This is a genomic window from Paenibacillus sp. FW507-14B1B (assembly GCF_058781425.1).
Map to the genome: position 1 here is coordinate 82,679 of NZ_JBYSWS010000006.1, position 14,089 is coordinate 96,767.

General features: G+C 43.3%; 6 protein-coding genes. 1 reads left to right on the top strand and 5 read right to left on the bottom strand.

Annotated features, from left to right (window positions below):
- Window positions 1-5: 5 nt before the first annotated feature.
- Window positions 6-7,484, bottom strand: a complete 7,479-nt coding sequence (locus AC3WJJ_RS23105) for an endo-alpha-N-acetylgalactosaminidase family protein (RefSeq protein ID WP_492544195.1) — start codon at window positions 7,482-7,484, stop codon at window positions 6-8.
- 405 nt (window positions 7,485-7,889) lie between these two features.
- Between AC3WJJ_RS23105 and AC3WJJ_RS23110 the strand changes: the two genes are divergently transcribed.
- A complete protein-coding gene (locus AC3WJJ_RS23110) occupies window positions 7,890-8,750 on the top strand; it encodes an AraC family transcriptional regulator (protein WP_422659838.1) in 861 nt (286 codons plus the stop codon).
- A 52-nt stretch (window positions 8,751-8,802) separates the two neighbouring features.
- Here the strand turns inward: AC3WJJ_RS23110 and AC3WJJ_RS23115 are convergent, their stop codons facing one another.
- The 4 genes from AC3WJJ_RS23115 to AC3WJJ_RS23130 all read right to left on the bottom strand — a co-directional run bounded on the left by AC3WJJ_RS23115 (window position 8,803) and on the right by AC3WJJ_RS23130 (window position 14,034).
- Window positions 8,803-9,561: an ABC transporter ATP-binding protein gene (locus tag AC3WJJ_RS23115; protein WP_492544198.1), complete on the bottom strand. Its 759-nt coding sequence runs from the start codon at window positions 9,559-9,561 to the stop codon at window positions 8,803-8,805.
- 4 nt (window positions 9,562-9,565) lie between these two features.
- The gene (locus AC3WJJ_RS23120; protein ID WP_492544200.1) at window positions 9,566-11,884 is read right to left on the bottom strand and encodes an ABC transporter permease; all 2,319 of its coding nucleotides are present in this window, start codon (window positions 11,882-11,884) and stop codon (window positions 9,566-9,568) included.
- Window positions 11,885-11,937: 53 nt separating this feature from the next.
- Window positions 11,938-12,594, bottom strand: a complete 657-nt coding sequence (locus tag AC3WJJ_RS23125) for a TetR/AcrR family transcriptional regulator (protein WP_492544202.1) — start codon at window positions 12,592-12,594, stop codon at window positions 11,938-11,940.
- A 261-nt stretch (window positions 12,595-12,855) separates the two neighbouring features.
- Window positions 12,856-14,034, bottom strand: coding sequence for a DUF4317 domain-containing protein (locus AC3WJJ_RS23130; RefSeq protein WP_492544204.1), 1,179 nt, complete (start codon window positions 14,032-14,034; stop codon window positions 12,856-12,858).
- Window positions 14,035-14,089 lie beyond the last annotated feature (55 nt).

Here is a 14,089-nt window from a genome sequence, read left to right on the forward strand (position 1 = left end):
GTTCTTTAGTCCACGTTCTTATCTGATTCTACAATCGTTAATAACTTGTTAAATAATACTGCCGCCTCAGCCCGAGTCAGATGCTTCTTCGGATTGAGCTTCTGATCAGGTGTTCCTTGGATGAGACCAAGCTCAGTACAAATGGCTAATGCTTTCTTAGACCAATTTCCAGCCTGATCGGCATCTTTATATTTCGAAAGCATTTGCTGTGTCGTACCCGAAACTTCCGGCAACTTCCCTTTCATCTCAAGCACTCTTACGATAATAACAGCCATCTCTTCACGGCTTAAAGGCTTCGTAGGAGCAAACACATTCCCTGCGTATCCTTGAAGCAGACCTGCATCCGCTGCCGCACTTATAGCATCCTTGTACCACTTATCTTCTGCGACATCTTTGAATACGGCACTACCACCTGCTTTAAGACCAAGAGCACGTGTTAACATCGCCGCAATTTCAGAGCGGTTGATGGTCATATTCGGAGCAAATTTCTGCTCGCTTACGCCCATGATAATTCCCCGACTCGAAAGCGCTTCGATATGCTTGTTCGCCCAGTGACCGACTGTATCCACGAATAATTTCGGCTTGTTGTTACCCTCTTCAGGCTTGCTTCCTTCCTCATTCCCCGTATCCGGTCCACCACCCGCTTCTGGATCTGGTTTCGGATTAACCTCAGGTTTCGGAGTTGGACTTGGGTTCGATCCATGGTCTGGGTTAGACCCTGTTCCAGGATCTGTACCTGGATCTGTACCCGGATTACCGGTGTCCTTCGCTTTCACTTTTACAGTCGCAGTAGCTTTCAGATCCGTTCCATCGACCGATCCTTTCACCTGGAAAGTACCCGCTTGTGCATACTTGGAAGGACTAATTGCATCCCATACAACCGAAACCTTCTCTGTCGTATGATTACTCCATGTCACCGTCACTTGTTTAGGCAGACTCGGAGCTGTACCCGCTACCGTTTCAACCTGTACATCCGCAATGGATATAATAGTAACTGCCAATACAAGACTATCAATTGCATGGTCTAGTTCTTCTCTCACCGCATCTAGTGAAGCGGCCGTAGCACTTGGATCGTCAAGATGCTTCTGAGCCTTATCCAGAGCTGTAGCAACCACAGCCCATGTCTCGGCTGTATAATCAGAGTCCTTCAGTGTAAGAGCATGCTCGATGGATCCCTTAAGAATCTCTTTTGAAGCCTCCACACTATACGCTTTAATGTAGAAGTTATCTAGAATAAAAGCGAAATCCGATGTAGGACCACTATCTGCATTTTTCTTCACCATTTTGAAAATGACTTGGTAATCATCTTGATCACCTGTTGTGAAGTATTTCTGGAATGGCTTATAGCCTCCATCTTTCCCCGCTTTATTACCCGGATTTTCTACCTTTTGAAGTACTTCCTTAAGCACAACCTTCCCAGTAGAGCGGGATTGCACAGAAACCTCGTAAACGGCGCTCTTCTCCTGAGTATAGATAAAGCCTAAGTCATATTTGGTGTTTGGTTTCAATTTGACACTGGATTCATTCGTTTGAATGAATTTGCCAACATCCGTCTCGTTCACTTTGAGCGAATTCTCTCCATCTAGAACCCAAGTCATGACTGGACCTACTTGGTCCTCGGATGGCAGAGCGATTGGATTATTGTCAAGTGGATTGCTTCGATCGCTCGCAATATGAATTTGTCTAGAACCACCACCGTACTCAAATGGTCCCCAACCTTCATACACATTCTCGAAGTCCTCATATACCACATAACCCTCATTCGTTGGATCATTCTCGACCGTGGTATGCTTCCAAATACGCACATCATCAAATTGTACGGTACCCGCTCCGGCCTCGGCTTCAAGGCTCACTGTAGCCGTTGTTACTCCTGCAGGAACCTTGAATTCAACACTCATTCGCTGCCATTTCGTATCCACGTATTTGAACGATGACTTGTGAGTTCCATCCATCCCTGTGACGTCATTGGTATAAGTCTTACCATCAATCGTAACTTGAATTGAAGATTTCCTTCCCTTCTCAGTCTGAGTCCACACCCCGACGGTGTAATCCTGACCTGGCTGAAGTCCGGTAATTTCTTGCGATAGGACACCCGCCTTACTTCCGACCTCGGCATATCTATTCCAGTTCGATCGGTTCATTTCCTTTGTCGTATCATACTCCACATCACCTTCAACGGACTTGATGGCAATGTTATTCTTATCATCCACGGTCCATGAACCAGGAACATTGAACTTCTCTGAATTGAAGGCGAAATCCTTGATTAGACTGCCCTCTCCCCAATTTCCTGCACTAGGGACCAAATTCAAGGCCTCCGCTGAAGCTGGATACAACACATATGGCGTGTTTTTCTTAGCTTTGTTAATGGTAAGTGATCCATTCTGAGCAACCACCGTGCCGACAAGTACTTTACCTTGTTGGGTCAGTTCATACATGTTGAACTGAGTCACATCTTTAAACTCATCGGTCAACTCCCAAGTCGTTGGGTCCCCTGTTGTGTTCCAGTGGTACAGCTTCGCACCCTCATTCGCACCTAAGGTGTTATTAGTCTTAATATCCCACACCCATGGAATCAATGAGTTCGCTTCACCGGTATGACGCACTGATTCATCAGTCGTTGTTCCTGTATCCTTCCAAGAGGAGATCAGCTTACCGTTCTTCGTAAGCTCAATCATTTTGGTTTTCTTATTACGCTTCGATACAACTTCGTTATCAAAAGTGATTTGATCTTCTTCATATTTCAGTACACCAAAGTGCTGCATAAACTTCGTTGGCAATACTTCATTGAAGAATACCGTTACCCCTTGCTGTAGATCCGGCTTGGAGTCACCCCAAGTGGTCACAACCGGGATCTTCTGCCCTTTAAATAGTGCATTACCCACAAAAATATCCAGGTTATTCTTCACCATTCTAGACAGGATGCTGTTGTTCCCTTTATTCGGATACCCTAAATCCGGACCCCAGTGAACAAAAGTTGAACCCGGTTCCAGTGGACCCGCAAATTCTGTTCCGATCTTGATTCCAAGGTCATTCGCATACTGCAACAATTTATAAGCGTTATAATCATTGCCGGTATACACGTCTACATAGAAGAAATCTAGCCCAGGATCGTTTGGATCATTAGAATCCTTCGTGAGATTATATAGATTCGTAAATCGTGAGTTCAATTCGCCACTCAAGACATCCTTCGTTTGATCTACATAATACGCGGTATCAATCCAGTCCCAACCTTTAAGGAGCCTGTCTGTCTTCGGACCATTCGTTGTTGCTCCACTTAAATTGGAGTATTTCAGTTCGTTCGCATCCAATTGATATTCTGTTGCATTCAGATGCACACCGATGTTCAGGTTGTACTTTTTCCCTTCATTGATCAGATAGTTGAAATCTTCCACTCCACCTTGTCTTACACCAATATTGGAGTAGGAAGGAATATCGTCATCATGTCCTTCTGCCTGATAACCCTTATGCAGAACCATCTGTCCAAATCCATCCGTATAGTTATACAGAACTTTCCCTGTATCCAGACTGTTCACAAATGGATCATTCGCTTGGCTTGCGAAGTTGAATGCAATGTACATCATATTATTCTTGATGTCCTGTGCGCCAAATGGCTCTTTGTAGATGTCCGTCCGATAAGCGACGGTTGCATCCTGCCAATCTGTTTTTCCATCGTTATTGCGTTCCCCAGTCACCACCACTTCATACCATGGCAATGCCTCCGTCTCACTGCTTTGAAGATGGCGATAAGTCCAGCTGCCCGGCTTCACCGTCAGTTTATTAACAAGCGGTTTCTTCTCTGAGGTCAGGATTAGTTTATTACCACCGCTCATTACATTGTTCTCTACGGATGCGCCGAGGCCTTCTGCACTGACCATAGCCATCGTAACTCCGGCCGTTCCGCTTTGTTTCATATTCGACATGTTATCAACGATTTCTTCCGTGATTCCGTGCCACGCTCCGTCTGACTTGCTCCATGCATACGTAGCGTCTTTCATCGCGCTGTTCACATGAATCAGGGAGTTATTCATTTGGATCGAACGCACCAAGAAACTTGAGTTTTCAGTGATTTTATCGATTTCAAAACGAACGATTTGGTTGGGCTTAACTTCGAGATGTCCATCAATCACAACGCCGATTTCGTCAATCGTCATGGTGTACTGATATGTGCTCTCGCCCAACTTCTTCGATACTGTACTTGGTACATATTCCATATTATTAATCTTCAAGCTATTCGTCTGCTCCACGTCAGCCTGAAGTGTGTGATTATCCATTTGATAATCTACAATGCCTGGGAAGTCTTGATAGACGGTAACGATCAGACCATCTTTCTCAATCGTATCTGTCTCCTGTGCCAGTTTAAGTCTAGGCAGGGACTCTAATTCCACCATTTTCAGGTTACTCACCGTCATCTTCTTGGCGGAATACCAGGAACGAAGACCAAACGAACCTGGAATAGAAGTCAGTGTCTCTTCCGATACGGAACCCATATCCGTAGTGACACCCTTCGGATCTGTAATCGCGAGGCTTACTGTGGATCCCACCAGACGAAGCTCGATATGATACTCAGTATTTGCCTCCATCTGATACGTGTTCGGGAAGGACACCTCGTTACCACTACTTGCAGTGATCTTCCACTTTCCATTGATATCGTGAACAACACCAACATATTTGTCAGCAGCCGAGCCTCTTAGGATAAAACCATATCGACCCCCATCTGCTCCAGCAGACACATTCGTCTGAACATCAAATTCAAGCCGCTGATCAGCAAATTTAGGGCTATCCTTATCCACCGCTAATGAAACGCCTGGCATGTTGACTTGGATTTTACCATCGCCATGAGAGAGCACGGTTGGATTACTGCTATCCAGAGGCCCCCAGTTCTGAGATTTATAATCTGGTGCATACACACGAATCTCTTCTGCAGTGATTGCATCAATCTTAACCTGAGTCGCTTGGTTACCCGAATTATAAATTCCGAATGAACCTGGTACATACCCATCTACAATGACGCGGCCAACCAGCATTCCATTGACATAAAGCACAAGCTCATTCTCAATCATTTCTACACGGAGTGTGTAATCTTTCCCGGATTCAAGAGCTGCAGCGCTGCCAATAGAATTAGCATCGTTACTGCCTTCTAGCTTATATGTCCATTCTCCCGGACTTTCCTCATATACCGCGATATTTCCGAGTTTCATGCCAAGTGCTCTATCTGCGTGCATCTTCACTTGGTATATGCCATTCGGTACATTTGTTATATCCTGATTCGTTGCAGTACCTCCTGCAGCAATTGTACCTTCCAGATAGCCGTTTGAAATTTGCGGAGTCCCACTAAATCCATCCCAATTCACTATTGAATGGCCTTCATAATACGCTTCATAGCTCAGTTTCTCCGTATGGGATGAAGACGTATCCATATCAATGAACTCTTCGGTAAAGAGCACGTTATCCACGTAAATATCATCTTGGGAGATGACCCCAAAACGTCCCTCTCCGAATTGCTCTCCTTCCGGCAAAGTGGCAAGCAATTCAGCGCCATTTATACTTAAAGTTACCGACTTATCGGAATATTGAAGTCCAACTTTATTCCAGAGATAAGGTAAAGGAGCCGAGTTATTAGAAGCAGAAGGAACAAAGTCAGTGCTGCCTCCATCTTTATTGAGCAGTACCCATTTCGCACCGTCATATCTAACAACGGAACCATTCCCAATCACAAACCCAATCTCACTTGTTGCAGGCTTCACATTTAACAATAATGTTCCACTTGGTAAAGACACTGCATCCATATTCATCGCTTTGTCTGTGATCTCAGAAAGCTTCAGTACTCGGTTGCTGCCTTCTTTAATAATGGTTGAAACAGCACCCTCCCAGATTCCCTTAATTCCATCTTCGAAATCATTGCTGTACTGTGCTATTTTCTTAGGCTCAATGATCTGATTCGTATACTGTACATTGTCGATGTGTAGTTCTACACTGCTTCGAATGCGAAGACCGAAACGCCCAGCTACATCAGAGAATTTATCAAAGGTAATATTACCAATCAGCTTTTTATTCAAATAAACTGTGATTGTCTTTTCATTAAAATTAAACATCAGATTGTTCCAGCGACCTTGAATCGGATAAGGAATCTCCTGCTTCGATCCCCAGCCTGTATTGGATTCTGGAATCCAGCTACTTGGGTCCACCCCGAGTTCATTGAAGATGCTCGCTGAATCATTCATTCTAAAACCAAAAGCAAACCCTTGGCCACTACCCAATTTCACTGGGTCCACCAGTTTGAAATCTAATGAGAGGGTACCTTTCTGGATCTGAGGCGAATCCAAATCGACACCACGTTCACTTGTTCCTCTTTTAAGAGAAAGTACTTTATTCCCGGTAAAAGGATCTGTCACAACATTGGCATTTAGCCCAGACCATCTCGGGATATAATTTTCACCTTCAAAATCTTGCACATAATTAATAATATTTGAAGGTTTATCCTTGGACCCTACACCTTCAATTCTTAGACTCTTAATCGAGATATCTCCTGTTGCATAGCGCTTATACAGACCGATCTGGCCTAATCCAGACACCTGACTCAATAAATTCGTTTCCTTATTGTAGTAAGTCTTACCGTCTACAATGACAAGCAGCTTCTTCCCACTAAAACCAAGCTGGATGTGATACTCGGTATCCCGCTTGAGTTCGGGTCCGACAAATGGCTCCCAGTCTCCCGTGCCATCCGGACTCTGAATTACCCAAGTGGTGCCGGCATCATAACGAATAGCCATGCCTTGGTTACGATCACCAGCTCCAATAACAAAACCGACATTTCCTTGGCTAGTGCTCGTATAACGCATTGTTGTATCTATAATTCCTGAAGAAAGCCATGGAGCCTTATCCCATGTTGCTACCGCTCCACTTCCCAAATTACTAATCGATACTGCCAATCCGTTATTAACGGAAGCAGAGCCGTTTCCTTTGACGAAAGTCATGGCTTCCGGTTCCATAGATTGATAGTTGTTCGTATAGGATGCAGGGACTTGATCCACAGGAACATTACTTTTAATTTCCGCTAGGAAATTTTCAAGATCTTTATTCTCCGTTATGTCGTCACTTGATGATTCTTTATCCATAACCGAGATGATTGCCTCGGCTTTGATATCCGTGCCTTCAACACTGCCCTCTATGTTAAAGGTACCTACCTGAGCATAATCAGAAGGCTCTATTGTATCCCAGATCACCGCAACTTCCGTAGTTGTGCCGTCATTGTATACGGCCTGTACTACCGATGGAAGTTCTGGCTGTTCACCCACGAAAGTCTCAACCGTGATTTCTGGGATACTTTCGATTGTTTTTTCAATTTCGATCATTGGCAGATCACCCGTCTCTCCTGCTGTAGCATAAATCGTACTTGGGAGCACCGTCAGCTGACTTGAAGCAACCAACAAAACCATCATCCAAATAAATAATTTGGATATCATCCGACTATGTTTTCTTCGCACTAATGTATTCCCCCTAATGTCTAGAATTCAAGTTCCTTCGCATATCAAGTAAGCGTTTGCAATTAATCAACTAAAAACTATTGAATGCGGTTTCATGTTTATGTATTTAGATTGATCCTCCCTTCTCTATTTAGTGTTAAACTCTAATTACAAAATTAGAGTAATTCCTACAACAACGTATTAATCTTATCAAAGTTTTTCTTTTACTAGCTTCCAAAAAGGTACTCGAAATGGATAAACTGTTTGAAATACGGAACTAAAATTCGTGTTTTATTCAAAAAAAACGACATTCAATCGCTGCTCTCCTTGTGTTGTCTACTTGACATGGATACATCCACCACACAAAATAAGAAAAAAATAGAAAACAGGATCTTGAATTTCTTCAGACGATCGGGGGCGCTTAATGTGAAGAGGGCTGTTGAACTCTTATACCATGAGTTAGAACAAAACATGATCTACAATGCACTACAGCGCACGCTGAAGCCGGGATATTTTTTTGGACCTCATTGCCATAGTAATGTGGAGATCTGTTTAATGAAAGAAGGCGAATGTGACATCATTGTAAATGGTGAGACGGTTACCGTTCACAAGGGTGAGTTGATGGTCATCTTCTCTCATATGATTCATTCATTTCATGTCAAGGCGAATCAAACAGCCGTCTTCCTACAGATTCACTTTAATCCTGAAAACTTTATTGCAACCGACTCAAAAATCAACGAGAATATAAAGTTCCTGCAGTATATGGCCGATAAACATAGCGCGTACACGATCCATTCATTTACTGACCAGCTTCTCTCCTGTGTTGAGCGAATCTGTGAAGAAACGAATAATGAATCCTATCAATATCACGTCCCACTCGCTAATATCTATATCTACGAATTGTTGTTTCTACTATCTCGTGAAATAGAACGAAGTGTTCGCCAGGTATTTAGTGTTGATAATCCGATTGCGATTAAAGCGATCCATTTCATTAATCAAAATATGGAGAGTAATATTTCGCTGGATGATGTAGCTCAGAACTGTAACGTAACGACGAGATATTTATCCAAAATTTTTAAAAAGTATGTGAATATCACCGTAAAAGATTACATATGTATTGCAAAAGTAGATAAGGCGATGAGTTATATCTGCAATTCTGAATTCTCCATTACTGAGATATCCTCCAAACTTGGATTTTCAAGTGCACAATATTTCTCAACGGTATTTAAGAAATACAGCGGCGTCACACCAAAAGAATTTAAAACACTTCGTACGAAGGATATCTAAATATTTCAACACAAAGATCATCTTCAATGATGGTCTATTTTATTGTTCAGGATCAAATTCCGATCTCTCGCATCCTCTCTGTTACTTCCTCAACCCTTCTATCCATATCCGTGTCTTCGAACTTCGGAAACTTCAGCTCACTTACAATCGCACCATCCCTCATAAACATCACGCGCTCCGTTCTTGCAGCAACCTTAGCATCATGCGTTACAAGCATCACCGCAGTCCCTTCCGCATTTATCTCAGATAATATATCCATGATTTCTTGTGCAGACTGAGAATTAAGCGCACCCGTAGGCTCATCGCCAAATATAATTCTCGGGTTGTTCATAAGCGCTCGGCATATTCCCGCACGCTGAAGCTGACCGCCGGAAACTTGCTTGATATCTCGCTTCTCAAGTTCTGTAATCCCAACCCTATTCATCAGTGCTCTTGCCTTCTGTGAAATTTCTACTACATTCTTTCGATTATCCCGCATGGCTGGAAGGATGATATTATCGAGAATATTCAGATTACTGAGCATCGTTGGTTGCTGAAATATGAACCCCATCATTCTTCTACGAAGATCCGACAGCTCATTCTCTCCAATCGTTGAAAGTTCCTTCCCATCCACCATCACTGTTCCACTATCAATACCATCAGTCCCGCTCAGTGCAAACATCAGCGTTGATTTCCCTGAACCCGAAGGGCCCATAACCGCAACAAACTCTCCTTCGTTGATCTCAACAGACACTTGATCAAGAACACGCCGCTGTTCATTGCCCTCGTCGAAAGATTTTACAAGTTGTTCCCCGATAATTACTTTCTTCATATGCCTACTCCTTTATATTCTCGGATATTTTGATATTTCCAGCGCCAGATGTACCGATGATCGTCCCGATAAGTACAACACCAATCATCATCAATGGGATAAGCAAGTACGAGGAGAACGGATTGATAGTAAAGCGAAAAGACGAAGCTCCAAAGGAGGAGATGATCGCACCGGCTAGCAGCTCTCCAACCGTATTTGCCAGAAGAATACCCAGAACGATACCGATACTTAGAACAGCAACCGAACGGGTAACATACTGCTTCCTTATATCTGAGTTCGTAAAACCAAGCGCCTTCATTACAGAAATAGAGTATCTATCCTTCACAACAAGGAGCTTCATAAACAATAGAGTTACAAGCAGACCTATCACTAGTGCAATGATGATTGAAGTAAAGGATGCCTTTTTGACAGAATTGATGGTAGAGCCAAACGTCTGCGCAACAAATTCATCAATATCGGATACCTTGGCAAAAGAAAACATATCTCCATAATCCGTTGTTGTGCGAACAATAAGCGATGGGTCTGACAGATCAGCACTAATCACAGACCACATGACATCTGCCGTGTTATCTGAAAATACGGCCTTTGCCGTCTTGCCGCCATTCGTAATATCGGAGTAAATGCCGCTTACCGTCAGATCCTTCTCCTGCCCCCGGGTCACAAGTGTTAAGTGATCACCGATCCTTTTACCTAGTTCATCGGCTTGAATTGTCGACAGCGCAATTTCGTTAACTTGAGCAGGTGCCTTACCCTTAGAATAGGCTATTGGGAATTTCGAGTGATCTCCGAGTTCAACTTTAATATTCTCTTCTGAACCGTTATCTGTTGTTACTTTGAATGTTTTAGTCGTTAAAACGGCGTATTTAGAAATGGAACTGTCATTTTTCATATGATTTACGATTTCCGTTGTTTTTGCAGCGATGTCATCCGTCTGTTGAATATCCACCCGCATATCGTAGTTTCCGATCCCCATATATTGAATGAAGTCCTTTGAAGATATTGTGTTGTACAGGTTCTGAGGAACCATCATCATAAATGCCGAAATGACGAGAACCGCCAGCATGGTGCCATAAAGTTTTTTCCTTGCAAGCACATCCTGTATACCGAGAAACACATTGGTGGTAAACCACTTGTTTCCGCTCAAGCGAAAGCGTTTCGTCCCTGTATTCTTCTCCTGTGAAGTGCCATAACGTATGGCCTCAGCAGCAGATATCTTTCCAAAGCGTCTGAGCACGCCGTTCACATAGGCCATAATCGTTAGGAATATAAAAAGTATACCGATAAATCCGAACAGTGAGGCAAGAGATGCATTCCCGCTTTCCCCCATATAAAGTCGTATATTTTCAAGAAGCATCCCTTTCACCATAAGCGATAATGCAAATCCGATCACACTACCTGCAGCTGCAATGGCTGCATACTTAGCAAGATACATCTTCTTGATATCGGAAACACGAAGCCCGATGGCTTTCATCACGCCGATTTCACGGATATCTTGTTCGATTTTCGCAAGAAGCGTAAATCGTATACACATTAATGCGATGATAACGATGAGAATACTGACCAGAAGAATGACGCCGATCATCATGCCATCAGAAAGAGCGTTAATCATTTTTAATAGTGGGTATGTAATGGTTGGTCCGTTCGCTTCAAGTCCTGCTGAGGCATAAGCTGTCTCGAATGCGCCGAGCTCCGACATATCTTTCAGCCTGAACTCAATTAGATATTCCGTATTGCCAAAGCTCTTCATCTCGGTGTAGTCATTGTTGCTGAGTAGAAATCTCTTGGAAGAAGCGAGCGCAGAATTCATCTGCGAATCTCGCAGAAATCCCGCCACGGTAAATTCTTTACCGGCTACGAACGCCTTGTCCCCAACCTTCGTCGTGTTATCTTTCATGTAGCTTATAGGAACGTAAACCTCTCCGTCTGACACACTTATCTTGTTACCTTCAAGATCGAGGAGGTAATCAAACTGCTCATTCTGGACGCTGAATCCATGATCCTGAACACTACTTGCAAGTGATTGATCGCCGAGAATAATCTTAGCGCCGTCTATGTTAAGAAATTCGGCAATTTGGAACTCATCAACATTACTGTTCTGCTCCGCAAATGATGTAAGCCGGGCCGTATTCACTTCACCTGCGTGCATCTGCATGAAATGCGGAGTTTTCGCTTGCGTCATTAACGAATCCAGCGCACCTGTAAGATTGATAATAAGTATGGCAGCAAGAGAAACAAGCATGGCTGCAGCAGAGACAAAAATGGTGGTTGCGAGTGTAATTACTTTACTCTTTAGCACATCACTGCGAATGATCCGATAATACATAGGTCACCTCTGCCTTCAAGCTAATGTACTGACTTTAATAAACGGAGCAACAATTATTCATGATCAGTTCCATCGGATTCGCCCTTGTTGTTGTCGAACATTCTCATGGTGTGCATAAGGCTACCTTGTTCAACCCCAAGCATTCTTTCAATATGGAAGACAAATGCATGAACGCGCGTGGCAAGCTCCTCCTGTGTCAGTTCAAACTCATGATCAAAAACCGTATTTGCATAGATCACAACCATCTCCATACATTCATAAGGGAACGGTGTATTAAACAGTCCGTTCTCAATGCCTTCGCGAATAATATCCGCCAGAATCGGTGTGATGCCGCTGATCATAACCTTCTGTATCTTCTGATGCATGAGTGCATTTTGCGGCTTATGAATATGCTCCATAATTTCCGCGCTGCTTCCACCGCTTATGTTCAATGCCATCACCACTTGGATAATACGCTCAACGACAGGTATCCCTTTATCTAAGGCAATCTTCTGCGCACCATCTAATATGCGGACTCTGTACCTCTCAATGAGGGCATCCATGATATCTTCCTTAGACTTGAAGTGATGATACAGGGTTCCCCTTGCAATACCGACTTTGTTAAGAATATCGTTGGTACTCGTACCATCAAACCCCTTCTGAAAGAAAAGCTCATCCGCCGCATCCAGGATTTCGTTCCTGCGTTCCTCAGCTCCTTTAATAACTCTCATCGAATACCTCCCTCATTAGACCGACTGTCTGTCTATTGATTTGATATTAGCATATTGATGTGTATTGTCAATGATTTCGATGAATACTCCGGGATGGGCGCGCCTTCCATGAGCAGATATGCTACGCGAATATAATTACGTCTTGATTATATGTTAATGTGACGACTCTAAATAAAGCCCTCCTCTTCTGAGGGGGGCTTTATTGTTATCGTATATGCTCGGTATGTTCGGAATGACTATCTAACGGTCTTTCTTATGCCATCATGCCTTCTCTAATAACGTCTCGGTATTAAGTGTAAATCCTTCAATAACAACGTCTTCGTCTACCTCAATCATAATGCATCGTTTGCCTTGGTAATTTACCTGTTTCACATACTTTAGATCCTGTGGGCTGACTGAAATGGTAGCTACCTTGGTATCAATCTTAATCGACTTGGATGTGAATTTCGGCATGACACTATTCGCTTTCAGCTCATAATTCTTGTCATCGACAATCGTCTGGAATGCCAGCTCTACTTTTTCCGGTGTCACGTCCTCTATACCACTAACGGTCAATACACGTTCTACATCTTTATAATCGAGCTTTGGAGGTTCTTCCTCCTCTTGGTTGCTCTCAATAATCTGGTGAATTTCCTCGTACACATGCCCGATGATAGCCGCGTCTACCTGCTCGCCCGCCACTTCCCTCACAATGTCTTCGAAGATCGCTCTCTCTTCTAGTGCTGTCATGTTCCGCTCGGCCGTCAAGACCTGTTCGATGAAATGAGGGTTCGGATCATTCGATTTCCCCGTACAATACAGAACTCGGTTAACATCTGAATAATTGTCTGTTACGCTAGGATAAAAGAAGCCTTGCTCCGGTGTACTCAGCTTAATAATCGGATCTACAATGACATTGTACTTGTATTCCCGCTCCACATAATCAAACAAGAGAGCCTTGCGCTGCTTCTCCGTAGAATTCACACTGCATAAAATGAACGGATGCCCGAACACTTCATCCTTCACGCTCTCCTCCGTATCTTCATTCCTTGCCTTGGTCGGCCGATAATACTGGCCTCGAATAAACGTAACTACGGTATCCCGCTCATATCTGGTATCCACCAGCATTTTCTCTACCAGTAGCAACATCAAGTCCGTCCATTCCTCGGGATCACCAGTCAACAACCCTTGATGAAGGAGTACCTGCGTAGGGTCTTCCGCTTCCTGCAGAAACTTTAGTTCAAATAACTTATGATCCAATTCCCCGGTCAATAGTTTTTTGAAATTCCCCATGTATAAGTCTTGCTTCTCTCTATCTACTAACTCAAAGGGATGCCGCTCCCAGTGATAGATTTCGTTCGTTTCTTTCATGATGTACACATTCAGAATATCGTAAATATTCATTAGATCATTATCCAGCTTAAACTGCTTACGTATATGTGCGACTTCTTTCTTGTTCATCGTTCTTTACACAACTCCTAGAAAGTAAATTGGCCTTATCAGTATATACGAAATA